This is a genomic window from Kordia sp., assembly GCF_050633145.1.
Classification (GTDB): domain Bacteria; phylum Bacteroidota; class Bacteroidia; order Flavobacteriales; family Flavobacteriaceae; genus Kordia.
In genome coordinates this window covers 1-26,470 of the sequence record NZ_JBOEFY010000066.1, presented here as the reverse complement: position 1 = coordinate 26,470, position 26,470 = coordinate 1, and the positions used below count along the sequence as shown (strand labels likewise).

At 33.2% G+C, this 26,470-nt stretch carries 26 protein-coding genes; 9 read left to right on the top strand and 17 right to left on the bottom strand.

Annotation, left to right across the window (positions count from 1 at the left end):
• Nucleotides 1-134: 134 nt before the first annotated feature.
• From ACRBBL_RS23825 to blaOXA, 5 genes are all read left to right on the top strand, one after another.
• Nucleotides 135-1,283 (top strand): lycopene cyclase family protein, encoded by a 1,149-nt coding sequence (locus ACRBBL_RS23825; protein WP_431371605.1) that lies wholly within the window; start codon nt 135-137, stop codon nt 1,281-1,283.
• Between the two features lie 19 nt (nt 1,284-1,302).
• Nucleotides 1,303-1,659, top strand: coding sequence for a VOC family protein (locus ACRBBL_RS23820; protein ID WP_431371604.1), 357 nt, complete (start codon nt 1,303-1,305; stop codon nt 1,657-1,659).
• Between the two features lie 31 nt (nt 1,660-1,690).
• Entirely contained in the window at nt 1,691-2,197 is a 507-nt protein-coding gene (locus ACRBBL_RS23815; protein WP_431371603.1) for a hypothetical protein, read from the top strand.
• Between the two features lie 160 nt (nt 2,198-2,357).
• Nucleotides 2,358-2,975 (top strand): hypothetical protein, encoded by a 618-nt coding sequence (locus ACRBBL_RS23810; protein WP_431371602.1) that lies wholly within the window; start codon nt 2,358-2,360, stop codon nt 2,973-2,975.
• Between the two features lie 2 nt (nt 2,976-2,977).
• A complete protein-coding gene (gene blaOXA, locus ACRBBL_RS23805; protein WP_431371601.1) occupies nt 2,978-3,862 on the top strand; it encodes a class D beta-lactamase in 885 nt (294 codons plus the stop codon).
• Between the two features lie 355 nt (nt 3,863-4,217).
• On the opposite strand, the gene ACRBBL_RS23800 is transcribed toward blaOXA, so the two are convergent.
• The 10 genes from ACRBBL_RS23800 to ACRBBL_RS23755 are packed head-to-tail and all read right to left on the bottom strand — an operon-like array spanning nt 4,218 to nt 14,356.
• Nucleotides 4,218-4,895 carry a hypothetical protein gene (locus ACRBBL_RS23800; RefSeq protein WP_431371600.1) on the bottom strand — a complete coding sequence of 226 codons (678 nt, stop codon included), beginning with the start codon at nt 4,893-4,895 and terminating at the stop codon, nt 4,218-4,220.
• 6 nt (nt 4,896-4,901) lie between these two features.
• Entirely contained in the window at nt 4,902-6,770 is a 1,869-nt protein-coding gene (locus ACRBBL_RS23795) for a PASTA domain-containing protein (RefSeq protein ID WP_431371599.1), read from the bottom strand.
• Nucleotides 6,771-6,772: 2 nt separating this feature from the next.
• Nucleotides 6,773-7,483, bottom strand: a complete 711-nt coding sequence (locus ACRBBL_RS23790) for a hypothetical protein (protein WP_431371598.1) — start codon at nt 7,481-7,483, stop codon at nt 6,773-6,775.
• A 10-nt stretch (nt 7,484-7,493) separates the two neighbouring features.
• Entirely contained in the window at nt 7,494-8,936 is a 1,443-nt protein-coding gene (locus ACRBBL_RS23785; protein WP_431371597.1) for a hypothetical protein, read from the bottom strand.
• A gap of 2 nt (nt 8,937-8,938) precedes the next feature.
• Nucleotides 8,939-9,433 carry a hypothetical protein gene (locus ACRBBL_RS23780; RefSeq protein WP_431371596.1) on the bottom strand — a complete coding sequence of 165 codons (495 nt, stop codon included), beginning with the start codon at nt 9,431-9,433 and terminating at the stop codon, nt 8,939-8,941.
• A gap of 5 nt (nt 9,434-9,438) precedes the next feature.
• Nucleotides 9,439-10,383: a hypothetical protein gene (locus ACRBBL_RS23775; protein WP_431371595.1), complete on the bottom strand. Its 945-nt coding sequence runs from the start codon at nt 10,381-10,383 to the stop codon at nt 9,439-9,441.
• A 22-nt stretch (nt 10,384-10,405) separates the two neighbouring features.
• Nucleotides 10,406-10,918, bottom strand: a complete 513-nt coding sequence (locus tag ACRBBL_RS23770) for a hypothetical protein (RefSeq protein ID WP_431371594.1) — start codon at nt 10,916-10,918, stop codon at nt 10,406-10,408.
• Between the two features lie 6 nt (nt 10,919-10,924).
• Complete coding sequence (locus ACRBBL_RS23765) at nt 10,925-12,733, bottom strand: OmpA family protein (protein WP_431371593.1); 1,809 nt, start codon at nt 12,731-12,733, stop codon at nt 10,925-10,927.
• A gap of 16 nt (nt 12,734-12,749) precedes the next feature.
• Nucleotides 12,750-13,292, bottom strand: a complete 543-nt coding sequence (locus ACRBBL_RS23760) for a hypothetical protein (protein WP_431371592.1) — start codon at nt 13,290-13,292, stop codon at nt 12,750-12,752.
• 2 nt (nt 13,293-13,294) lie between these two features.
• Complete coding sequence (locus ACRBBL_RS23755; protein WP_431371591.1) at nt 13,295-14,356, bottom strand: hypothetical protein; 1,062 nt, start codon at nt 14,354-14,356, stop codon at nt 13,295-13,297.
• A 338-nt stretch (nt 14,357-14,694) separates the two neighbouring features.
• On the opposite strand from ACRBBL_RS23755, the gene ACRBBL_RS23750 reads away from it, so the two are divergent.
• The 4 genes from ACRBBL_RS23750 to ACRBBL_RS23735 all read left to right on the top strand — a co-directional run bounded on the left by ACRBBL_RS23750 (nt 14,695) and on the right by ACRBBL_RS23735 (nt 17,799).
• Nucleotides 14,695-15,966 (top strand): asparagine synthetase B, encoded by a 1,272-nt coding sequence (locus ACRBBL_RS23750; protein ID WP_431371590.1) that lies wholly within the window; start codon nt 14,695-14,697, stop codon nt 15,964-15,966.
• Complete coding sequence (locus ACRBBL_RS23745; protein WP_431371589.1) at nt 15,963-16,670, top strand: hypothetical protein; 708 nt, start codon at nt 15,963-15,965, stop codon at nt 16,668-16,670. Before ACRBBL_RS23750 ends, ACRBBL_RS23745 begins: the two co-directional genes overlap by 4 nt.
• Before the next feature lie 506 nt (nt 16,671-17,176).
• On the top strand, nt 17,177-17,416 hold the full coding sequence (locus ACRBBL_RS23740; RefSeq protein ID WP_431371588.1) for a hypothetical protein: 240 nt from the start codon (nt 17,177-17,179) through the stop codon (nt 17,414-17,416).
• A gap of 149 nt (nt 17,417-17,565) precedes the next feature.
• Entirely contained in the window at nt 17,566-17,799 is a 234-nt protein-coding gene (locus ACRBBL_RS23735; protein WP_431371587.1) for a hypothetical protein, read from the top strand.
• Between the two features lie 47 nt (nt 17,800-17,846).
• On the opposite strand, the gene ACRBBL_RS23730 is transcribed toward ACRBBL_RS23735, so the two are convergent.
• From ACRBBL_RS23730 to thrS, 7 genes are all read right to left on the bottom strand, one after another.
• The gene (locus tag ACRBBL_RS23730) at nt 17,847-20,192 is read right to left on the bottom strand and encodes an ATP-binding protein (RefSeq protein ID WP_431371586.1); all 2,346 of its coding nucleotides are present in this window, start codon (nt 20,190-20,192) and stop codon (nt 17,847-17,849) included.
• An 11-nt stretch (nt 20,193-20,203) separates the two neighbouring features.
• Nucleotides 20,204-20,386, bottom strand: a complete 183-nt coding sequence (locus ACRBBL_RS23725; RefSeq protein WP_431371585.1) for a hypothetical protein — start codon at nt 20,384-20,386, stop codon at nt 20,204-20,206.
• 249 nt (nt 20,387-20,635) lie between these two features.
• On the bottom strand, nt 20,636-22,558 hold the full coding sequence (locus ACRBBL_RS23720; RefSeq protein ID WP_431371584.1) for a tetratricopeptide repeat protein: 1,923 nt from the start codon (nt 22,556-22,558) through the stop codon (nt 20,636-20,638).
• 204 nt (nt 22,559-22,762) lie between these two features.
• Nucleotides 22,763-23,107: a 50S ribosomal protein L20 gene (gene rplT, locus ACRBBL_RS23715; RefSeq protein WP_046756034.1), complete on the bottom strand. Its 345-nt coding sequence runs from the start codon at nt 23,105-23,107 to the stop codon at nt 22,763-22,765.
• 132 nt (nt 23,108-23,239) lie between these two features.
• Entirely contained in the window at nt 23,240-23,437 is a 198-nt protein-coding gene (rpmI, locus tag ACRBBL_RS23710) for a 50S ribosomal protein L35 (RefSeq protein ID WP_077405387.1), read from the bottom strand.
• Between the two features lie 35 nt (nt 23,438-23,472).
• Nucleotides 23,473-23,985, bottom strand: coding sequence for a translation initiation factor IF-3 (infC, locus tag ACRBBL_RS23705; RefSeq protein ID WP_431371624.1), 513 nt, complete (start codon nt 23,983-23,985; stop codon nt 23,473-23,475).
• 59 nt (nt 23,986-24,044) lie between these two features.
• On the bottom strand, nt 24,045-25,988 hold the full coding sequence (gene thrS / locus ACRBBL_RS23700; RefSeq protein ID WP_431371583.1) for a threonine--tRNA ligase: 1,944 nt from the start codon (nt 25,986-25,988) through the stop codon (nt 24,045-24,047).
• Nucleotides 25,989-26,470 lie beyond the last annotated feature (482 nt).

Genomic DNA, 26,470 nt, shown 5'->3' with positions numbered 1-26,470 from the left:
CATTAAAATTTCAGTTGTCATTCCTGTGTAGACAGGAATCCAAAATACTTTAAAGTGGATTCCGCATCAAGTGCGGAATGATAAAAATTCGATGTTTTAATATGTGCTAATTATTATAAAGAACACTTTTATACATGAAATATGATTACATAATTGCTGGATCAGGATGTGCAGGATTAAGTTTGCTGTACAGAATCTTGAAAGATCCAGTGTTGTGCAAAAAGCATATTTTAGTTATAGACAAAGAACAAAAAAACACAAACGATCGTACTTGGTGTTTCTGGGAAAAAGGAAACGGATTGTTTGAATCAATTGTGACGCATCAATGGAAAACATTGGAGTTTCTGTCAGATGATTTTCAACGTAAGTTTGATATGAAAGCGTATCGTTATAAAATGATTCAAGGAATTGATTTTTATAACTTTGTGTTAGATTTTGCAAAACAGTTTGAAAATGTAAGCTTTACATCAGAAAACATTACCGCAATTACAACGGTGAACGATCTTGCAGAAGTTTCTACTGAAAATACTACGTATACTGCTACGTATGTTTTTAATTCCACAAGTCTTTTTTATCCAAAAATGGACACAGAAAATTCACTCTTACAACATTTTGAAGGTTGGGTAATTAAAACAAAAAAACCTGTTTTTGATAAGAATGTTGGTCGCTTAATGGACTTTCGTTTATCTCAAGAACATGGCGCAACTTTTATGTACGTATTGCCAACAAGCGAAACGGAAGCCTTGGTTGAATATACATTATTTACAGAAAAAGTATTGGAAAAAGAGCAATACAAAACTGCTTTAAAAAACTACATTCAAGACTATTTAGAGATTGAAGATTATGAAGTTTTGCATACAGAATTCGGAATTATCCCGATGTCATTGGCAAAATTTTCAAGAAACATTCCGAATGAAAAACACATTATCAACTTAGGAACTGCGGGCGGATTTACGAAAGCAAGTAGTGGCTATACATTTCAATTCGTTCAAAAACATACGGAACAAATCATCGATCTATTAAAAAACGGAAAACACCCAAATCCACAATTGAATTTTCGCGACAAGATGTATCAATGGTATGACAGAACCTTGTTAGAAGTGATTCTATCTAAAAAAATGGACGGAAAAGAAATCTTTGCTACGATATTTAAAAACCGTGAAATTGAAACTATTTTGGCATTTTTAGGAAATGAAAGCTCCGTTTGGGAAGATATGAAAGTGATGAGTTGCTTGCCAATTAAACCATTTTTGGTAGCAGGAATGAAGCAGTTGCGATCTTAATTAATTCAGATACACTATTTTGAAATTAAATTTACTAGTCATCCGTACATCGAATCCTGAACTATTGAAAGATCAATATGAGAAACTAGGTTTTGAATTCGAATATCATAAACATGGAAATGGACCGTTTCATTATGCAGCTGCACAAAACGGGTTTGTTTTTGAGATATATCCGTTGACAAAATCAATGGAAAAAGCTGATAATTCCCTAAGACTTGGTTTTGATGTTGACAATTTAAGAAGTAAAATAGTTACTTTAGAGAATTCAAATTGGAACATACTTTCTAAACCTACGGAAACGGAATGGGGTTTAACTGCTTTGATTCAGGATTTGGATGGACGAAAAGTTGAATTGAAAAACGCAACAAACAAATAGTAAAACACTATTGTAAGCAATACACATCGTTATGAACTATTATTTTGACAATGAAGAAGGTGATGGACCTTCAAGAGAAACTTCGCATCCTAACTTTGTAAAGGCGATGCAATCTGACTTTTATTATGACTGTACAGATGAATTTTCTCCATTTGGAAATGATGATGGTGCCGATATGTTATTCAATCTTGAAGATTGGTACCGAGAGAAGAAACTTTTTCGAAATATTGTAAAGTGGATGTTTAATGAGATTGATGAAATGGGATTTGAATACCAAAGCAAAGGCTGTTCTGAGATATTAGATTTAAAAAAACTGAATGCTATTCAAGAAGAAGATGAGTATTTAATTCTTTCCATGGACAATTCAATTATTGCAACTGGATTTGGACAACTAAAAATCACAGGAAAAATCGATGCTAAATTAAAAGCACTTACAATAATAGCTATTGAAAGACAGTTGTTACTTGATGAATTTGATGATGATGAATATTCAGATCGATTAAAAAAAATGAAAGAAGATTTAGTGAAAATTGAATAAAGAGTAGCTCAAGAAAATTCAATTGATGAAAAATGGAAGAATATAAGTTTGTCTTATGAATATATTTTCTAAAATATTTGGCAGTAGTAACAACTCCAAAAAGCAAGTATACACACATTACATGCTTTATAAATCTAAAAACTGCTATTATTTAAAAAAGATGAAGAAAACGATTGTGATTTTTCCAGATCGTATCAATACAAACGCGCACTCTGAAGCAAAAACACAACATGTCTTTACTAAAAAATTTCGTTCACTACTCGAATTTTGGAATTACATTACCAAGCCTGAAAAATGGTATTTAGAATATCAAGCAAATACCATTCAGCATATAGAAAAATATATAGAAATTTTGGCACCATTCATCGTAAAATCAACAAATGAATTGAGACGGAAAATGGAATTTTCAGATCAAGAAATTTATACGATTGCAGCATGGGATAATTTACTTTTTCGATATAAAGAAAAAAGTGAATTAGTTCTCAAGGAAAGTCAAAAACTGAAAGCTTTTTGCGCTAATTGTGGGAAAGAGCGAATAGGATTTAGTCAACGCTATCCAAAATCAATTTGCCATGAATGTTTCCCAAAAATTACAGACAATACAGGCAGAAGCGTAGAATTCTTTAATTCACATATTGGCGGTTATGGTTGTCAAGGATATTATTCTGGAACGAATCAGCAAGAAAAATACGAGCTTGATGTGTGTTATATTGGAGAAAAAGAATTTATAGCTGAAGAAGCTAGATTTGGAGGAATTGTTATCAACCTTAAAGAATAAGTATGAAAAAACTATTGATCCTTTGTTTCTGTATTTTCTGTTTTTCTTGTAAAAAAGAAGCTGAAAAAGCCTTAGCGCCTAATGCGCCCAAAGAATACAAGATTTCAGAAGAAGAACTGACGAAAAGAACAAAAGATAATCTTATTAAGAAAGAAAGTTTTCAAAAAATTATAGATTCTGTACACCTAAAAGGCTCAATTTTACTGTATGATGCAAAAACAGAATTGTACTATTCAAATGATTTTATTTGGGCATTTGAGGAACAGTTACCAGCTTCAACTTACAAAATTCCGAATTCCATTATTGCTTTGGAAACAAAAGCAGTTGCAGATCAAAACACTATTTTCAAGTGGAATGGAGAGAAACGATTTTTTAAATCTTGGGAAGCAGATTTGACTTTACATCAAGCGTTTCAACGTTCGTGTGTTCCTTGTTATCAGGAAGTAGCACGGAAAATAGGAGTGAAGCGCATGAATGCATACATAGAGAAATTGCAATACGGAAACATAAAAGTAGATTCCATAAATTTAGATAACTTTTGGTTGAGAGGAAATGCAAGCATCAGTCAATTTCAACAAATTGATTTCCTAAAGCGTTTTCAGCAAGAAAGTTTACCCATTTCAAAACGCACCTCAACAATTGTCAAAGAAATCATGATTCTCAAAGAAACAGATAATTATGTCTTAAGAGGAAAAACTGGTTGGTCTATTGAGGGCGAGCATCACAATGGTTGGTTTGTGGGCTATGTAGAAAGTAGTAATCACGTATTTTTCTTTGCGACTAATGTAGCACCAACTTCGAAGGATTTTGATCAAAAAGCATTTCAGAAAAACAGAAAAGAGGTTACTTATAAAGCCTTGGGAGAATTTATTAATTTATCAATTTGATAATATATCAATGGAAACGTCTTTGCGAGAATTTTGAAAAATTCGTGGCAATCTGTTCGTTTCAAAAACTATTTTGAGTTCAATACAAACAGATTGCTTCGTCATGCTTCCTCGCAATGAAGTTCTAAATGATTTTTTATCATACTACTAGCAGGTTAGATCGAGTAAATTTGTACAACAAATTTGTATCGAGATCTACTGAGAAGCAATTTGCTTTCAAAGTACTTCTCGATACAAAATTTCTCCGAAATTTTACTCGAAGTGACGATTGTGGTATATAAATGAGATGCCACATAAAATGCAGAATGACACAATGTCTAGCCTAACAACCAACAACTAAAAACCAACAACTACACTAAGAATCATCAGCAACTACATCTAAAGTAATCACATCATCTGCACGAATCATACTTGGTTTGTTAACATCAAATGCAGGAAGTTGTGTGTCAAAAGTAGATTCGTCTGTAAGTGTTTCTTCATCTACATTCTCTCCAAATTCGAGTCCAAGTCCATATTCGGTCAATAAAGTTTTAATTTCTGCAAAAGTTCTTTTTATCATATTTCCATTACCATCATCTTTCTCAATTATATTTGGTAAAAATCGAATGATTTGCGCTTCTGATGGTGGCACAGGAACAATATCAAATTGAATTTCTGCGGTAGCATTCAATCCTAAATTATACTTATTTGTATTGGATGCATTTACCGGAGTCGCATACATTTTTGGTCGAAATGCACGTCCATTTTGAATGGAATTGCTAGTACTTTGTTGCGAAATTGATAAGGAAATTTTTGCTTTCGCTGTCGTTTTCGGAATCGTATAAAAAGTAGGTTGATACCCAACTTCTCGTAACATTTTTAACGTTTCCGAACCTTTATCAGGATCACTATTATATATTTCTAATGTTTGTCTTAACGAACCTTCGTCAAGTGCTGCTTGTGCTTCTCCAACACCTTCTCCAATAGCGGCAATAAAATCTCCTAGTGGTGCGGCAAAGGCATCTTTTACATAATCATATGAATTGCTTGACATAATTTTTTAGTTTATTGGTTTTGCGAAAATTACTATTACTTCTTGTCCTTCTACAATAGTTGCATCTGGCGCTGGCGATTGTTTAAATGATTGCCCTTCAATGAGTTTATCATCTTTTGTTGGATGATACACTGCATCTAATTTTAATCCGTTGTTGCCCAATACTTTTCTAACGGCAGTTTCAGTTAGTCCTAAAATATTAGGCATTTTCTGTTCTACAGTCGTTGAAGATGTGTTAGTTGGTACAATATCAATGCTAATATCACTAATTGCGGCACTATTTACATCTTTGGCAGATTCATAATCTAACAAGCCAAAAACAGTTCCGTCTGGTCCTTTTTCAACCGTAGTTTTAAGATTTAAAGACACATTAGCAAGTTTATATTTAGAATTCACTAGTTCAGCGTCAGCTTTTACTACATCATTTACAATGCTACTATATACTTTACTTGCCGTTAATTTGTTTGGATGATCTGTTACCGTAAAATCTCTAGCTTCCTCTAATTCTTCTTGTAAAGTTGCTGTTTCACGTTGCAATGAATCTACAAGTGTTTGTTTTTGTTGTAGTTCTATATTCTTTGCTGTAACCAATGCTTTTTCTTGCTGTACCGATGTTTGTAATTGAGAAATCGTAGTTTGGAAAGCTACTTTTTCTTGTGATAAATTATCTCTTTCAGTAGTCACAGCTATCACCTGTTGCTGTAAATTATCCTTTACCAAAGTTATGTCTATAACTTGTTGTTGTAAATTATCTTTTACTAAAGTTATATCGGCTACTTCTTGTTGTAAACCGTTGTATAAAACTTCAAAATTACTATCAGCTACGTTTACAACTTGCATGGTCTCTATTTGCTCGCGTTGTGTAGCAACAAGTGTTTCTAAACTTGTTTTTTCTGTTTGAAGCGTTTCTCTAAGTGCTCTTTCGGTTTGAAGATTAGTTTTTACACTTTTCAAATTCGTGTTTAATTCAGCTAGTTCTTGCTCCTTTGTTTCAAAATCATTTTGAACAGTTAAGAGTTGAGATTGAAGTATTTCACGTTCGTTAGACAAAGAAGCAACTGCATCGTTTAATCTGGAAACTTGCGCAATGGCTGAATCTCTTTCCATTTCAACAGCAAAAATATCTCCCGTTGAAGAAGTCATGGTTTCCATTTGCTCGCGTTGTGTAGCAAGCTCAACTTCTAAATTAGTTTTATCTGTTTCAAGTGTCTCTCTCAATGTACGTTCGCTCGCTAAATTTGCCGTTACGGTTTGCAAACTTGCATTCAAATCTGACAGTTCTTGCGCGTTCGTTTGAAAATTACTTTGAACGGTTGAAAGCTGCGTTTGTAGCAATTCTCGTTCATCCGATAGCGAGACAATAGTAGCATTAAGCCCTGAAACTTGTGCTATTGTAGTATCATTTACTTCTTTTATTGCACGAATTTCATTTGCAAATTCAAACATAGGAATTTGTGAAGCTGTAACAATATGATCGTCTTTTGTAATGTATCTTTCAGGATCTAACAACCAGCTTTTGCCAAAATCGATTGTAAGTTTTGTGTCGCCTTCAACTATTGCATCAAAAGCAGTAGTAATAACTTCTGGAAGCGCACCACTATTGGTTACATTGATAATTCTGAATGAAGGTGTTCCTCCAGATTTTATAACTTCACGTACTACACGTACCGTTTGGTTCTTTGTAGAAATTCTAGTCGGAATCGTTAATTTGTACGATAACTTTCCAGTAGATAAAGCAAGTGAATCAGTAAGTGATAACCACGATTTTGTAAGTACGTTGTAAAACTGAACTTGTACCTTAATACCTTTTGCAGGCTTATTAGTTACATCAAACAACAAATGTTGAAATTGAATATTTTGTATATTAATTGCCATGACTATTTTTGAATTGAAATTTTAGTGAGCACATTTCCAACGTTGACTTCTATAATCAAAATATTTCCATTTGTAAAGTCAACACTATCCACTTGCACCTGAGTTTTAGCTTTTCCATTCACATCTGTTCTAATTTCGCTTACGCTTAAAAAAGAAGTTCCATGATTTAATGTTGCGCTCGGATTTAATAATTCTGTTTTCTGTTGATTGTAATTAAACTCAACCAAAGCATCAGAAATTTTTTCGCCAGCAGCGTTAAATACTTCAACATCAATATCGTAAATATGAATGTTTGAAGTCACTTTTGGCGTTGCGTTGATAATCATTTGCGGCAAACCTTCATTTGGTACAACAGCGATAAAGCGTCCAGAAATTGTACTCGTTACTTTATTCGTTTCTTTTGTGTCAGTAGTTGTATTTGCTACGGGTTTAAAAGCCAACGATCTGGCATATCCTTTTTGATATGATCGTGTATGTGTTAGCGCTGCGGTTCTTCCTGCAACAGCCGAAGTTGGTTCAGTACTTGTTTCTTTTTCAAATTCAGCTTCTACCTGTAAATTAAAATCCAAATACGGTAGCGTATACAATGTATTGGGTCTACCAAACTCGTCATAAGGTTTTACATTCCTCAAATGGTTTTGTGCCTCATTCAAACTATCAGAAATTCCTAATAGTATTTGCTTTAGAGTTAATGCGTTATTTGATGTGCTCATGTGTATATTTTTAAAGTGAGAAACTATCTTTTTTCTTTGTAGCAGTTTTCAATGTATCAAAGCCTTTTTTGATATCTTTAATCGTATTGAAATCAACTTGTAGCTTTTTATTTCCAACATTAAAGTTTTTTGTTTCTTCTTTTTTAGTTTGTTGTTTTTGGATGAAATCAAAATCGAAAGCATTTTTCGTAGTCGCATCCTTTCCGCTAATAAAATCAACGGCTTTTAGTTTTTTCTCAAATAGATTGGTCACTGATTTCGTTTTTTCTAACTTCTTGTTGGCAGTATTAAACAACTGGTCAACTTTATTTAGTTTTTTCCCAACTTTATTGACAATGCCCATTCCTTTGGAAACTTTGGTACTCAATGTTTTCAATTCAGGAGATTTTACAACGCTGTTTATTTTTTCAATTCCAGTCTGTACATCATTTCCTGTTTTATGAATTGTATTGAATGTATCAGTAACTTTTGAAACTTTCTGGGTAACAGTATTGAAAGTATCAATTGCTTTAGAAGCCTTTTTTGCAACGGTTTTTACCGTTTGTACAGGTTTCTTTTTGGTTGCGTTATTGATAAAAGAATCTAGCTTTTCCGAGCCTTTCTTTACAGAATTAGAAATTGCTTCCGCGGATTTCTTTTTCTTGCCAATTTCACTTATAACATTGCGCTTGCCAGTATTTTTTAATAATGTTTTCTCTTGCCTTTTTGGTTTTTGCGATGGTGGCTTTTGCGCTTTTCGTTTTTGTGTTACTGGTGTTGACTTCGGTTTTGGTATGGCTAGTTTTGGCGTTACCGATTTCTTTGCCGATTTAAATACAGGAACCTTAGCTACGGATTTTTTAGGGTTCTTGGTAAAATCGTCAAAAGATTTCTTTCCTGTTTGAACTTTTTTTCCAAATTCTAGTAAGGATGTTGCCTTTTTCTTATTCTTTGAAACAATTGTATTTTCAGCTTTTTTCTGAATTTTTGGAATGCGTGCTGTAGGTGGAGAAGCTTTCTTTTTGTGAATAAAACCAGTTGTTGGTTTATCTTTTCTTTTCTTCTCAGTAATAGGCGTAACACTTGTACTATCTTTCTTTTTTGATGTAAAAGATGGTGTTATTTCCCAACGATCGTCTTGTTTTTTGCGGTGACTTTCTTTTCGTTTTTGACGCTTTCTTTCTTCTTCAGCTTCCTCTTTCTTCTTCTGATCAACTGATTTTATTTCATTCTCATACCTTCTGTCTGTTTTTGACTCCTTCTTTTTACCAGTGAGTTCTGCCATTTCATCTTCAAGCTTCTTTTGCTCGTCAATCAATGATTTTAAACTCGTACTAAATTCGGCAACATCTTCTAAGGATTTGTCTGATTTTTTAGCATCAGAAGAAAGCAACGAAGCTATATCTGCTATAGCTGCGTTTTCCTCCTTCGGAGCTTTTTCTTTTTTAACAAAGCTTTTCCAATGTTTAGCCATCTTTATGAACTAGTATTTGAATTCGTATTGGGTCTTTTACTGTCCAACTCAGTTTGAATCATTGCTTGTAAACGTTGTTCAAAAACTGGTGGATTTGGAACGGTAACTAATTTGGTTCTGACTAATGAACTTGCTTCTGCGGAATACTGATATTTTTGTGAATAACTCGCCGAAACGGTAGCGCTTACGGCTGCAAATCCTACATTAAATCCTCCAGTTACTGAAACAGAAGCTCCAAACTCTCTTGATTCCATCATAGAAACAGACATTTTACATTCAAAAAATGTATCAACAAATTGGTAAAATGTTGGCGTAAAGCCTAAAGCGAGTAAGCTATATTCTTCGCCGCCCATTTCTACTTTGGTATTTACAAGTTCTTTAGCTAAATCCATAGAAACTCTATCCAAAGCTCTTTGTGCTTGTGCAATCCCTATACCCAGAGACTTAATCATCTCGGGTAAGGGTGCATTTTGTATTTCTCTGGTGATTCTACCCATGGATACTAGTTTTCAGCTTCTTCTCTAGCAATAGCCATTTGTTGTTGAACACGCTCTTCTAATGCCGCTGGTGGCGGAATTGGAACTAGTTTTGTTTGTAGTAAACTTGATCCTTCTGCTGAATAACTATATTTCTGCGAAAAATTAGCATTTACCTGCGTAGTTGTTACTGTTTTGTTGGTTTTTAAACCTCTTCTCCAGCTAAAACTTGCGCTTCTGTCTGTACTTTTAGATTTTCTCTTGTATTCATACGAAGACGAACCTTCTCTTGTAAATTTGATCGTGATTGATACTTTAATAATTGTATCAACAAACTGATAAAAAGTAGGAGAGAACCCAAGCTCTAACATCGATACTTTCTGTGGTACGTAGATAGTTCTCTCTACAGTTCCTGGCACTAGCATTTTTCTTCCAGAAATAGCGATTGGTGTCTTTTTTCCATTACTATCATCTGCTTCATCTAATTCTACATAACTTTCAGTATCTGATTTGTATTTGTAGAATGTAGTAGTTTGCCCATCAACATGTCTATAATACACTTCTGGATTTTTTTGGTCGTCAGGCGTAAACTTAGTACTATTACTACTTGGTGCTCCAGTTATTTTTATAACAGGTTTATCAAATCCTGGTTCAGTTTCTCCAGGTTGAAATTTAGCTCCAATAGATGCCTTGTAAGCGTCATCTGCATTCGCATTATATACCTCTACAGCATCTGCTAATTGTAATTTTTCTTTTCCAAAGAATACACGACTGTCTTTAAAGTTGATGAATTCTTTTCCGTTAATGGTAGATTTGACAGGACTTAATCCTCCCATCATTTCTGCTACTTCGATCGAGTTGGAATCTAGCGCCATCTGTGCATTGGCAATAGATGTTGCCATACTTTCGATCATTTGTCCCATAGGTACATTTAGTAATTCTTGCCCTATTTCTGGATTTTTATTAAACATATTTTATAATTTTTAAATTGATTTATTCTTCTGTGTTAATTGTTGACTTTAATATTTCAAGATAAATATCAGGTGCAGGCAACGATATAATCTTTGCTGCAATTGATGATGAGCCTTCTGCGGATGAAGAAAATTTACGTGAATAATGTGCCGAAATAGAAACTCCAAACATTTGAGTAGAAGTAGCATCACTACTACTGTTATTTGTGTTAGAATTGCTGTTGGAGTTACTTGTATTTCCATAGCTGAATCCTAATGCGCCTCCGTAGCTTTCAGATTCAGCCATAGAAAATTCCATTTTCATTTCTACAGAAGCTTCTGTAAAAGCGTAAAATGTGGGTGCAAAACCAAGGCTTAATAAATTGTATTCTTCATCACCTAGATTAATTTTTACCGTCGCCAATTCATTTGCCAAGCGAATAGAGTTTGCATCTAAAGCCGATTGCGCATTTGCAATAGACATTCCGAGCTTCTCTAGCATCATTGGCAATGGAGCGTTGGTAATTTGTTGTATTACTTTAGGTGTCGTGCTCATCAATTATTAATTTGAGTTTGTGTTTGTCAGCGATTGAATGTAATTTTCTAATGCTGTTGGTGGCGGTACAGAAATCATACGTGCAGATACAGATGCATTTCCTTCTACAGACATGCTAAACTGACGCGCATAACGAACATCTAATGAACCGCTAATTGCCAACGAACGATCTCCTTTAAAATCTTTTTGCGATTTTTTTAGTTTAGAGAATTCGTTTTGTGTTTCACCAACATACACTTTTGTCGTTTCTTTGTTCATATCGGCGGAAGCCTCATTTTTTACCTTTACATTAATTTCTTTGTTTTCTGAAGAATGCACAAAGTAATTTACCTTCGATTCTTCGTGTAATAAGTAATATGATTCGTTTACTTTTTCAATAAACAATTCTTGGTATTTCCCTTTGCTATTTACTAAAGATGATAGGTTGTTTGTAGCACCTTGGCGTAATACATAGGTTTTTCCTCCGTATTTGAAAGTAATATCTAATCCTGTATTAGCACCATTATTTGTTGGCTCTACATATACAAAATGGTCTGGTCCAGTATTTTTTGGAGAAGCACCAGTTTTAGTAATTTCTCCACCATTGAAAAGGATATAATCTGGAGCACCATTAGGGAAAACAACTGTTACTTTACGAATAGTTGCATCTTTTGCAGTACTTCCATTTGCTAAGCTTTCTCCTTCAGTTTCTACTTTTACACGTGCATCTGTAAAGGTTACACCTGCAATTTTGCTAAGTTTATTTCTAAAAGATGTTGCTCTCTTTTTTCCAAGCGCTTCATTGTATGCTGCATTTTTTGCGCTGGCACTTCCACTACCATCAGTATATCCTTTTACAGTAATTACCAATGATGTATCTCTTTTTAACAACATCGCCAATGCAGTAACATCTGCTTCGTTCAAAGAATCTGATTTTACACCTGTGGAATAGGTATAATTGATATCAGATTTATCCCAGTCAAAGAAAAACTCATGGACTTTTTTTCCACTGGCTCTGTGAATTCCACCTCCATTAATTCCAGTGACAGTTCCACCGTTTACAGTTCTTGCACTTCCTAATGTTGTAGCAAAATCTACTTCTTTTTCAAAGGTTTTACCTGTTTTAAGTGTAATTACTGGTTTTGATGAGCTAGAAGCTGGTACATACGTTGGCGCCATTTTTAATAGTCCTTCGGTATTCGTATGAATATAAGGTTCAGTAATAACGACATAGCCTTCTTCTTTGGCAATATATACAGCTGTTGCTGAATTTTCTTCAAGCACTCTTTCGTCTTCAATGACACTTTCTACGCGTAAGTTATTCGTCTCGTCACGCATTTGTTCTTTTGATTTCTCTATTTTAGAATACGAACCTTCTTCTTGATGAACTTTGGTTGTTTTTTCATTGATAGTGATATCTTCGGAAGTACTTGCTTTAAGCGCAATGTCTTTTTGCGTTTTGGAATATTTACTTGTCGAATTTTCTTTGCTCTTCTTTAATTCGTCAAAAAAGTCTTTGTCGAAAGTCGTGTTGTTTTTGTAATCAACAGATAAACTGAAGTCAACTTCAAGTTCTTCTTTCTGTGCCATTTTTAAGCTTATTTGCGCTGAAATATCAGCATAATCGAAAGCATAAAATGCGGGTTGAAACCCTAATTCCAATAATGATTTCCCAGCTACTTTACTTTCTGAAAGTCTAATAAGCTGCGAAACCGAGTTCGTGTCGAGCCGCTCTTGAGCTTCTGCAATACCCAAGGCGAGCGCGGTTACCATACTACTCACGTCTACGTTTTGTAGTATTTTTGATCCTTGATCAAATGTTTTTACGTCTGCCATTTTCTGTTTTTAAAAGTTAGAATGGAGAAACGCCCTCGGGTAAATCCATGGCAATTTTGGGATTTACCGATTCTTTTCTCACAATAAAATAATTATGTTTTTTTTGGAGTTTAGTCAATTGATCTTTACTGACTCTGTATCCTCTTTGCAACCAACCTAAGAGTTCGTCTGTAATTGGTTGCTTGCCTCTTCCAAGGTCTTTTTGAACTTCCTGAAGCAGTGTTTTTGCTTCGTCTTGTTCTTCTCTTAATACATGCTGAATTGCTTGACGTTCACTTACATACGCATTGTGTTTTCTAACCAATACATCTTGTTCTTTTTCTTTTAAGAAGGAACGATAGTTTTCGCAAAATGAAATTACTTGATCGTGTGCTCCAGAAAGCTCTAAAGTTTCCATTACACATTGACTGTAATGCTGAAAAAACAACTCGCTATCTTTTTCTTGTTGCGAGAGTTTCATTGCTTCTTTATAATGGCGTAGTGCTTCTTTATAGTTTTTGTCTAAAGCATGCATTTTCCCACGTTCAGCAATTCGGTAGTGTAGCATATTTGTTTCCATAATTAGTTGATGATTTCAGGGTTACATGTTACTTGTTCTAGTTGTGCCAAAAGGTATCTTGCAATTAGTGGCGGAACTTCTTCTTTGCTTGTCCAGCTAGTTGCATTTGCTTTAGGAAGCTCTTCTTTCGCGATAAATTGCGCTAAGATTTTCGTTACGTTTTCAGCATCTTCAATACCTTCTATATGTAGTTTTTTCTTGAAGTTGTAATCTTGTTCAATAGCTGTTGTTAGCCCGATTGAATCACAATCAGTAATCATAGCACTTGCATTTTTTCTGTTAATGTTTTCAAATAGAGAAATTGGAAGTGCTGCATGTATATCTTCTAAGATTTCTTTTGGCATGCCTACTTTTTCAACTAAGAATGCAACGTGTTCTTCATTTGAAACATCAAAATCTTTCAATATAACAGATACAAGTTGATGACTTTGGTTTAGTAGTTTTACAGCTTTGTTAGATTGGTATTGTCTCCATAGTAATTGAGAATGATCGTATGATATGTTTTCAAATACATACGCGTCTGCTGTTTCTTCTGCTGTTGCTTTTAATACTTTTTCAACATTTCGTAATTGAATATTTTCAGCTTTTTTGCTTATAAGTATCGTGTATGCATCCTTACGAGGATTTGAAAAATGTACATTGGCATCGGTACGTTTTTGTAATGCTTCCGCCGTAGCGACAGAAACATTTCCTAGAACAATACTCGGTTCATTCAACATTAAGTTTAATACTTCCGATTGTTTGCATCCTAAGAAAACGGCCAATTGCTCAATGACCTTCGGTAATACTAATATATTGTCTAGACTTACACTGATGTCAATTGACTCTGTTCTTAAATCAATTTCATCATCTTTTGTACAGATGGACACATCTAAACCTAATTTTGTTAATGTATCTTCTGCTTTTTGAGCTGTATCTTCATCTACTTTTTGAAATAAAATAGAAGGCGCGTTATACAATAGTTTTAGAATATAATCTTGCGGAACTTTTAAAGCATCCGACAGTACTTTTGAAGCTCCTGGAGTAGCATTTCCAATAGAGTTGATAATTACTGTATTTTCCATAAAGTGTTGTAGTTAAATTTTAGAGTTATAAAACTAGTTACATAGAAATCGCTATCTACAAGTGTTTTTATTCTTTTCATATTAGTGTTTTTCCCTTTTTTTGTAGGGGGAATAAAACTGGTGTTGATAAACTGAAGATTCGATCTTTAGATTTTAGATGTAACAATCACATTCAGAGAGATTAAAATAATTTTGAATTGTGTTTTTAAGAAGAATTGCAAGGATAAAAAAGACGTATTTGATCGTTGAAAAATAAATTTTTGTAGGAATTGTTATAGAAACCTTAAATTCTTTATAACGATGTAATTTTTGTGTATCTTTCCGTTGTATAAAATGTCATGCAATTGAAAATTAAAAACATCATCACACTCACGTTAGTACTCTTATTTTCAGTGAGTAGTTACGCTTCATATATTTTGATTCCGATGGATTCAGAATCTCAAAAAGACCATTTAAAAGCGTATGGAATTACGTATTGGTCACTCGAAAAAAAGATAAAAGTCAAATGGTTGCTTAATTATAGAGGCGGATCATTTTTGTTACCAGCGATTGATGCGGTAGAGAAAGAGTGTAAAATTCGCGGTGTTTCGTATGAGATTTTGTCAGATGCAAAAACGAACACGATGTTGGAAGAAATTGCAAGCCCAAGTAAAAATCAAGAGGCAGTAATTTTGGAAAAAGCGCCTAAAGTTGCTGTGTATTCTCCGAAAGGAAATGTGCCTTGGGATGACGCTGTTACAATGGTTTTGACCTATGCTGAAATTCCATATGAAGTAGTTTATGATGAAGAAGTACTAGCTGATGATTTGATAAAATATGATTGGTTGCACTTGCATCATGAAGATTTTACGGGACAGTTTGGAAAGTTTTATGGTATTTATCGTTCGGCGCCTTGGTATATTCGTGAGAAGAAAGAAGCGGAAGCATTGGCGAAAAAACTTGGTTATAGTAAGGTTTCAGAAGAAAAACGTGATGTTGCATTGAAGATTCGCGATTATGTGATTGGTGGCGGATTTATGTTTGCCATGTGCAGCGCTACAGATAGTTTTGATATTGCATTGGCAGCAGAAGGTGTTGATATTTGCGAGCCTATGTTTGATGGCGATGTGTCAGATAGAAATTATCAAAGTAAGATTGATTATAATAAAACCTTTGCATTTACAGATTTTGAATTGGAGAGAAGCTCAACTAAATACGAGTTTTCTTCAATTGATATGACTTCTAAAAGAAGAATTGTAAAAGATGCAGATTACTTCACATTGATGGACTTTTCGGCAAAGTGGGACCCAATTCCAACCATGTTGTGTCAAAATCATACTGCTTTGGTAAAAGGTTTTATGGGACAAACTACAAGTTTTGATCGTTCACAAATAAAACCATCTGTATTGATTTTAGGTGAAAACAGAACCAATGGAGAAGGTCGTTATATTCACGGAATTAAAGGAAAAGGATTCTTTACTTTTTATGGAGGACATGATCCAGAAGATTACCAGCATAGAGTAGGAGATCCAAAAACAGAATTGGAATTACATCCAAATTCTCCAGGATATCGATTAATCTTAAATAATATTCTATTTCCAGCAGCAAAAAAGAAGAAGCAGAAAACGTGAAAAAAAGCAATATACTAAGTATAATCTGTTTAGTTTTCTTTCAATGTAGTTTTGCTCAACAGGTGAAAGCAGGTTTCTCTATGGTAAATACTTATGGGGAAGAACTGTATATGAAGTCAGATTCAACGCAAATCATGACATACAATATCCTATATTCTAATCATTTTATAAAAAAGGACAGCACTTTAATAGCGGATGATATAGAAGTGTATTTGCCAGATGTAACTTCAGAAGATTCATTTAAAAAAGGAAATAAAAAATACACTTATTACATCGTTAGCATTGATGAAATTGACTATAATAGGTCTCTTCCTATCGATTCGAATTTTCATAAAGGATATATCGTAAAGGATTTTGAGCCTACTAAGGAATGGAAAAAAGTTGTTTTTTCAGAAATAAAAAGTAGTGATTCTGACCAAACAGGTTCTTTAATATCTATAGATTGTCCTAAATTGGATGATAATGGTTATAAGGTCATTTTTAAAAAAATGTTTGAAGCATCTAAAACATTGCTTGTACTTCGAGAAAATGTTAGCCAAAAGAAAATGCGATTTGATGAATATTTCTCTTCGGACTGTGAAACTACTCCTGGAAGAGAGTCATTTGCAACGGAAACTATGAAACTAGTAAACGCAAAAGAAATGGTGATCTTTTACTATCTAAATTCTCGTTGTTTCAGTATTTACTCCCAGTGGAAAAAATAACTTATAAAGTACTTTTCGTATATTAAAATGAGAATTACATTTATTTTATATACTTGCGTAAATCATCTAATTTATGGTTTCTATAGTTTTATCTGCTAAAATTTATTGATAGTTTTAATTCATTATTAATTTAAAATCAATTTATTATGTTAGAAAAATTAGAAAAGTATATTGTTGAGAATGCAAATGCTATTCAAGGAGGTTATACAGCTACAGATGATTTGTTTAAATGGAGAAAAACAGACTAATTTTCTATTTAGGTAAATATCTAGTATTGATTAAAAAACAAATCAATTATGTTAGAGAAATTTAAAATAGAGAATCCAAAAGCTATTTTAGGTGGAAGTGGAATCAAAAGAATTGGGCATACAGGTGTTTTTTACGATTAAATGAAAGTGAACTTCGGTTCGCTTTTTTGTTCTTACAATTCATAAATGATAAGAACACAAGCTTTATTCCCTGTGAAAATCTCTATACTTTCAATGATGAATCAAAATTAGTAGATCATGAAAAAAAAGAGTTTTAAACATTTACAACTGAACAAAAAGTCTATTTCTAACTTAGGAAATGCAAAAGGAGGAATGGTGCCACCACCGCCACCAACATTGAATAAAACATGTCAAGGACCTCCAGGACATGCCGTTTGTCCAGCAGATACTGCAGATGTACTAGCATGTGTAACGAGTCCGCTAATTGATTGTACAGTTACTTTAGTTGGTTGTGATACACTGGCAAGATTTTGTTAAAAATAGAAAGTGGACTTCGGTTCACTTTTTTTAGTTTGCATGCATATTTTTAGCTTCACAAATCATCTAATTTGGGGTTGCTTCAATTTGAAGCTTCAATATTTATGAGTTGCTTTGTTGTATTATGAATCAATTTAAAAGTATTTATTATGAAAAAAAGTAAGCTTAAAAATTTTACATTAAACAAAAAAACGATTTCTAAGTTAGATGCTTTAAAGAGCCAAGGAGGAAATCCTACTAACTCAGAAAAAGTGTGTATTCGAACACTTGTAGTTGCTGGAGCTGATATCTGTTGTGAAACGCAGCAAAAAACATGTACAGCTAGTATTATTATAGATTGTATTACACAAACTGAATTCCCTACATGTAGAGATTGTGTGTAAAAAATAAGAAATTGAAAAGCGAACTTTTGAGTTCGCTTTTTATATAATTAGTTACTTGTCGTTAATAAATATAAGATTTCATTAATTGATTTTGCGCTGATTGGTTTTGTGATGTAATAATTAACACCAGCTTCTTCGGCTTTTTGTCGCGATTCGGGGAATACATCAGCAGAACACGCAACAATTGGGATGTTTTTTTTCTCTTTTTCTAATGCGCGAATAGCGGCAGTTGCTTCCAAACCATCTAAAACGGGCATCTGAATGTCCATTAAAATTAAATCAAAGTTGTGCAACTTTACAATTTCAACGGCTTCTTGTCCGTTGCTAACAATCGTTGTTTCAGCATCCCACTTTTTTAATAATTGCTTAATGAATAGTTGATTTAGTCTATTATCTTCAGCTACCAAAATCTTTTTATTGCGAAGGTTATGGTTTATGTTTTGAGTGTTTTGGAGTTCTAGTTCACTTAAATCACTGACTTTGTAATTCAGGTCAAATTTAAACGAGGTTCCTACATTTACTTTGCTTTTTACAGTCAATTTTCCTCCTAAAAGAGATACCAACTCTTTTGTAATACTTAAGCCTAAACCTGTACCTTCTGTTTTTTTCTCGCTGTGATGTGACTGATAAAAACTCTCAAAAATACTATCGAGATTTTCTTTTGGAATCCCATAACCAGAATCTTCAATTGTAAAGTATAGTTGGATGGTTTTGTCTTCTAATTCTTTTGCAGTAATATTTACATTGATGAAGCCTTTTTTGGTAAATTTAATCGAATTTCCAATCAAATTATTTAGTATTTGACTTAATCTATATTGATCGCCAACAACATATTTTGGAATTGAATTGGTAATATTCATTGAAAAATCAAGTCCTTTTTCTTCTGCTTTGATTCGGAACCCTTTGTGTAAGTTGGAAATTAGTTCTTTAAAGTTAAAATCAACTTTTTGAACATTTAGTTTTCCTGCTTCAATCTTAGAGAAATCGAGGATGTCATTGACAATCATCAATAAATTTTCTGTAGAAAAACGAATGGCTTCTATATTCTCATATTCTTTGTCACTTCCTGTAAAATCTTTACGATTAAATAATTCAGACAACCCAAGAATTACATTTAAAGGAGTTCGAATTTCATGACTCATGTTTGATAAGAAAGTCGTTTTTGCTTTAGCAGATTTCTCCGCAATAATACGAGCTTCTTCAATACGTATTATATTTCGAATATCTTTTGAGATATCACGAATTACGCAGAAAAATAACATTTTACTGTTAATATATATTGGGTTGACTTTTAAGTTGTAATAAATTGTTTCTTCATTTTCATACACTTCAAACTCAAAAAACTCCTGTTCTAAACCTGAAGCTGTATTTAAAGAAAACTTATCAATAGTATTTTTCAATTTTATAGAAAAGTCTTCTGGTAAAAGCTTGTAAAAATTGATCTGATTTTCGTGTGCATTGATGAATTCTGCAGCTTTTTTATTAGATCGAATAATGATTCCATCCACATTAAAAATAACATTTGCGTCTAACGAATTGTGAATTACTGCAGAGTATAGTTTTTCGTTATCTTCAAGTTCTTTTTGGATTTGAGACTTTTGAAAAATCTCTTTACTCAACTTTACATTGATATCTTCCAAGCTTGAAATTTGTGATTTCAACAAACGATGTAATTGCCCTTTGCTGGGAAGGTTTACATTTTCAGCAACTAATAATTGTTCGGGAACTAAATTTACAGTAATGGTAAAATTGTCTAGTAAATAATAATTATTAAAATGCTTGTTGTATGCATTATTATAGATGCTCAGCATTGCATTTAAGCCTAAACTTTCTTGAATCCTTTTCTGAATCAAATTTGAATATTCAAAAAGTTCTTTTAGTATAGTAGACGCTTTTTGTTGTGTTATTGTTTCAAATGATAGCGGTGAGCTTACCAATAATTTTTCGGCTTCAACTAAAAAAGGGTTTGTAAAATCGCCTAATAAATCTTTTGATTTAATCAATACATCTTTTAAAAAGAGTTGAGAAAGAATTACTTTTTGTGTTTCATCGTCTTCAATAAAAATAGTTCTTAACTCGTCTTTTTCATTAAGTAGCGAATATGTGGTTTTTATTTTTTTGCGAAAATTTACTTTATCAAAATCTTCGTTTGGTTGTAATGATAAAAAATCTTCTATTTCTAAATATAGATTCGGAAAATTTTCGACTCTATCTTGGGTTGAAGAATTGTCAAAAATTTGAAGTTTTGAACTCAACTCATAATGTATATAATATTTAGAGAGTCGTTTTTTTAAATCTTCTATAAGGGTTGTAATCGTAGCATTAAGAGATACGTTCTTATTTAGTGTCGCTTTCTGTACGTTACGTTTTAATAGTTTATTGAGGTAGGACATTTTAAATTGTACTAAACAGTAATAGTTCTATAAAAATTTGACGTTTTCAATCCTCCAGAAATTACGATAAGAGGTGATTTTAGAAGTTCAAAAGATTCATCCCGAGAGAATACTTCGGAAGGAATAAAATGCGGATGTTTTCTAAATACATCAGACACACTAAAGGCTAGTGTAATCAATAGAATAATAGTCATAAGCAATACATAGGGAAATTCGAGCTAAAAATATGATAAATTGAAAATATATCAAACTTTTAAGGGTTAAATTGAATATTTTTTTCTTTTTCTATCGATTTATGTAGAAATATGCAAAGAATTCGAAAAAAAAGGTTTATTGAAAAACGTGAATTTTGTATAACTTTTAGAAACTTAGGTGTTTTTTAGTTCTTGAATTTAGACATAATTTCAATAGTGAATAGATACTTGCTATAGAAGTACAGTGAATTATTTTTTTGAATCTATATAAAAAGGATCTACAGCTTTATAACAAGCAATTATTTGAGCGTTGGTAAGTTTGTAGAGTTGTGAAATTGGCGTTTGTGTTGCATCAAAATTTTTAATTTTACTATGATTTTTGAGAATCCATTCTTTTGCAACATCTACAATCATTTTATTGGACAAGCCAGTTGGTGATGTATTCACACCATTTATCATATTAGACAATTCTAAACGAGGTTCTTTACTAAAAACTATTTGTGATAAACGACCTCTATATTCAATAACGGTAGCACCTAAATTTCTATATTTATTTTTGAGCACTTTTTTGTCTAACGAATGTCTTCCTTCATGCGCAAACATTGTTGCTCTATCTCTGTAGGATTCATATACTTCAATAAACTTTAATTGTAATTGTATGTCTTGGTAACCTTGAGATTTTAAGTCGTTATATAAGTCATTCAAAGCATCCATTTCTAGTTTTTGTGATAAACCAGAAAAAATAGTTTTCTCATCCGTACTATTACTAAAAAGTTTTTCAGCAATTTCTTTTTCAATTTTTTCTCTTTTTACAGGATCAGTAATCCGTTGCCAAGCATTGATAGGTAATGATTTAAAAAGTTGTTTTACTCGTAAAAAGCCATTTTCAACGGCAAATCCGCCTGCGCCACGATCTTCCCAAAACCAACTTGAATATCCATTTGAGGTCATCATATCTATTTCTGTAAAGGTAAAATCGCTCTCATGATTATACTGTTTAATGGTTTCTGTGCGTTCGTTTACAATATGTCCCATGACCAAACCTAAGGTAGTTGAGCTGCTTGTAGAGGCAATAATTTGCACAGTTCCGAAATGAGTTCTAAGTTTTTCCCGAAATTCACGTACACTATATTCCGAAGTATTCTTTTCAAAAATGGATAGCTTCTTCATTAAACGATTATTAGTAGCTCTAAAAGTGCTTATAAAGGCAGCTCTATTTTGAGTAATTTTATCTTCATCTTTTTCGATGGTAGCTATGCGATAATATTCATTCGTGCTATCTTTTAATTCTTGTAGATAGTTGGCATAATGCATAATGTCTTGAATTTCTTCATCAGTCTTGATTTTTGACTGTAAACTCTTATTTTCAGTTAGTGCTACTAGTTTGGCGAAATTGTAAAATCGGGAATTGCCTAAAGCGACTATGATTGCTTTTGTTCGTTGAAAATTTATAGTGTTTGAATTCCACATTGGCAATTCGAGTAATAATACTTTTGCAGGTTCTTTTAAATACGTGTAGGCAGCATTGGCATTGGCAAATCGATAATACGCTAACCAACTCTTTAAAGCTAACTTTCCATCTTTCAAAAGCAACGAAACACCTAATAAAACTTCGGCGGCATTTACATGCGTGGGATTTTTTGATAGTATCTTTTGTAGTAGCGTAGAAGCTTTCTGCAGTTTAACTAAATCTAGTTGTTTCTTTTGTAATATAAAGCTTGAAGCTTCTCTTAGTATGGTTTTACTATATAAATAAGTTGCATAGGTACTATCGGCGGCAGAAGTTGCACTCTCAAGTGATTTCTCAGCAGCTGTTAATGCTTTTGAGTAGTTTTTGGCTTCATTTTCAATTCTATTAAGAACAACATAACTTTCAGAAATATAGTCTCCAATTTGTATGGCTTCAACAAGTCTTTTCTTAGCTAGCTCGTAATTTTTATAAAACTTCCAATCTTGAATGCTTAGCTTTCGTAACGCAATGCATTTATCTTTTTTAGAAACATCATCTAGCCTTATTAAGGAATTGAATAATTCTCGTGAGCTTTCTAGTTTCAATGAGTTTTGAGCTTCTAAAGCAGCTAATAACTTTGGATGGTTATTTATTTCTTGAGCTTGAATAGCAAAACTTAGTATTAAGAAAAAGAGCGGTAAAAAGTTGAGTTTCTTCATCATTTTAAAAAATTACACAACAAATATAACTAAATATTTAGTTTAAACTAATTTTTTAGTTGAATGATTTTAAAATGATGTTATTCAGAATAGGAGCGGAGTTTGTTTCGTAACAACAATTTGTGAGGTGTAATGCGAAGTAAAGGCATAAAAAAAAGCCGATACTAAAAGTATCGGCTTTATAAGCGAAATATATTATTTGACGATTTATTTTACTTTATCAACGATTGCTTTGAAAGCTTCTGGGTGATTCATAGCTAAATCGGCTAAAACCTTACGGTTTAATTCGATATCATTAGCTTTTACTTTCCCCATAAACTGAGAATATGACATTCCGTTTAATCTAGCTCCCGCATTAATACGAGTAATCCATAATGCACGAAATGTTCTTTTCTTGTTTCTACGGTCTCTGTATGAGTAACTCATAGCTTTGTCAACCGCATTCTTTGCAACTGTCCAAACGTTTTTACGTCTTCCAAAGTAACCTTTGGCTTGTTTTAATACCTTTTTTCTTCGGGCTCTACGAGCAACCGCGTTTACTGATCTTGGCATAATTTTAAATGATTTTTTGTAGTAGGCGGTCGATAATCGACACTTAGTCTTTTTTTAATCGTAAATCAAAAATTTACAATATTGATAGGCCTAACTCCAGGGTTTATAAATTGTTTTAACCGAAAGAACGGATTACTTTAAACGTAATTGTTCTTTAATACTATTAACGTCACTTTCATGTACTAATGCACTGTGCGTTAATGCTAGCTTACGCTTCTTAGACTTCTTTGTTAAGATGTGACTTTTGAAAGCGTGCTTTCTTTTAATTTTACCAGAACCTGTAAGCTTAAAACGCTTTTTAGCACTGGATTTTGTTTTCATTTTAGGCATAATTCCTAATTGTTTAAATACTTCGCTTATTATTTTTATTTCTTTTTAGGTGCGATGAACATAATCATTCGCTTTCCTTCTAACTTTGGCATTTGTTCTACTTTACCATACTCTTCCAGTTCTTGAGCTAATTTCAATAATAAAATTTGCCCTTGATCTTTATAGATGATTGAACGTCCTTTAAAGAATACATATGCTTTTAGTTTAGCTCCATCTTTAAGGAACTTTACAGCATGTTTCTTCTTAAATTCGTAATCATGTTCATCTGTTTGTGGACCAAAACGAATTTCTTTAACAGTTACCTTTGATGCTTTGGCTTTTAGTGATTTCTCACGTTTTTTCTGTTCATAAAGGAACTTTTTGTAATCCATTATTTTACAAACAGGTGGATTAGCTTTAGGAGAAATTTCAACTAAATCTAATTCTTGTTCATCTGCTATGGCAAGTGCTTTCCTCGTCGGATAAACACCAACTTCAACGTTATCTCCTACAAGTCGTACTTCTGGAGCGCTGATTTTTCTGTTAATTCTGTGTGGATCTTCCTTGATTTCTCTTCGAGGAGCTCTACTTCTTTTTCTTCGTATTGCTATGGTTCTATAATTTTAGGTTAAACATTAAATGGTTTCAAGCTATTATTTACTTCTTTTTTAACTAAGTCTGCAAATGCTTCCATAGTTAAAGTTCCGATATCGCCTGCCCCGTGTCTTCGTACAGAAACTGTGCCATCTTTTTCCTCTTGTTCTCCAATGATTAACATAAAAGGAATTTTGCTCATTTCTGCTTCACGAATTTTCTTCCCAACAGTTTCGTTGCGATTGTCTATTTGGGCGCGAATGTCGTTATTTTCTAACAAAGTTAAAACTTTTTTCCCGTAATTCTCATATTTTTCACTAACAGGTAACAAAATTGCTTGTTCTGTCATCAACCATAAAGGGAAATTTCCGCCTGTATGTTCTAACAAAATTGCAATAAATCGTTCCATACTTCCAAATGGAGCACGGTGAATCATTACAGGTCTATGAAGCTCATTATCACTACCTTTATAGGTAAGATCAAAGCGCTCTGGTAAGTTATAATCTACTTGAATTGTTCCTAATTGCCAGCTTCTTCCCAGTGCATCTTTTACCATAAAGTCCAATTTTGGACCATAAAAAGCAGCTTCACCATATTCAATCACATAATTCAATTCTTTTTCTTTTGCAGCATTTATGATAGCACTTTCTGCTTTTTCCCAATTTTCATCAGAACCAATATATTTTTCTGGCTTTTCAGGATCGCGTAAAGAAACTTGTGCTGTAAAGTTGTCAAATCCTAATGATCCGAAAACATACATTACCAAGTCAATCACATTTTTAAACTCTTGATCTAATTGATCTGGCGTACAAAAAATATGTGCATCATCCTGAGTAAATCCTCTTACACGCGTTAATCCGTGTAGTTCTCCACTTTGTTCATAACGGTATACAGTACCGAATTCTGCGAAACGTTTTGGTAAATCTTTATAACTAAAAGGTTTAGCGTTATATATTTCACAGTGATGCGGACAGTTCATCGGTTTTAATAAAAACTCTTCATCTTCCTTTGGAGTTGTGATAGCTTGGAAGCTATCTTCTCCATACTTTGCATAGTGTCCAGAAGTAACATACAATTCTTTCTGTCCAATATGTGGAGAAATTACCATTTCATAACCCGCTTTCTGCTGGGCTTTCTTTAAGAAACCTTCCAACTGAGAACGTAAAGCCGCTCCTTTGGGTAGCCATAATGGCAATCCTTGACCAACTTTTTGTGAAAAAGTAAATAACTCTAGTTCTTTACCAAGTTTTCTATGATCACGTTTCTTAGCTTCTTCCAATAACTCTAAATATTCTTTTAGTTCTTTCTGTTTAGGGAAAGAAACTCCATAAATACGAGTCAGTTGTTTATTATTTTCATCACCTTTATAATAAGCACCAGCGACACTCATTACTTTCACGGCTTTTACAATACCTGTGTTTGGAATATGACCTCCACGGCATAAATCAGTAAAACTAGAATGATCACAAAAAGTAATAGTTCCGTCTTCTAAACCTTCAACAAGTTCAACTTTATAATCGTTTCTGTCTTTATAATAGGCTAAAGCTTCTGCTTTTGTTGCCGAGCGCATCTTAAAATCATGCTTTCCTCTAGCAATTTCTAGCATCTTATCTTCAATCGCTTTAAAATCTTTATCGGTAATTGCGGTTTCGCCCATGTCTACATCATAATAGAAACCTTTATCGATAGCTGGACCCACCCATAGCTTAGCGTCTGGATACAATTCCAGAATTGCTTGTGCTAATATATGTGCAGAAGAATGCCAAAAAGCTTTCTTTCCTTCATCATCTCTCCAGGTATACAAAACAAGCGCTCCATCTTCTGTAAGTGGAGTGGTAGTTTCAATAGTTGTACCATTAAAGTTTGCAGAAATCACGTTTCTAGCAAAACCTTCACTAATATTCTTTGCAACTTCCATTGGAGTTACACTCGAATCAAATTCTCTAACTGAGCCGTCAGGCAATGTAATTTTTATCATACAAAAATAAATATTAAGCTCGCAAATATAATACGAACCAAAATCCTGTACAATATATATAGGTACAATATCAAAATAAATAATAAAAACGTTCAAATAACACCCAACACCTGTCACATTGAGCGCAGTAGAACTGCAACCCCAACCAAAGACTCAATACCTAACAAAGTTCACTGAGCGGAGTCGAAGTGGGGTTCCCATTTTCTTTTTTAGTCTAAAAAAAAGAAAACTGGTCACGCTTTCGCCAGTCGCTCTCTTTAAATTAGAACAATTATAGTAATAAGTACACTATATAGGACGCTGAGCAGAGCCGAAGCGAGGAGCTCCAACAAAGGCTCAAATGAACATTCACGATTTCCAATTTAATAAATATAAGTATCAATGAGTAATCGTTAACCCGAATCAAAGTACATATATATAAAGGAAAGAAACTATACTATATATAAAGACAAAGCAGAAGCAAAAAAGGAGCAAGGCGACCA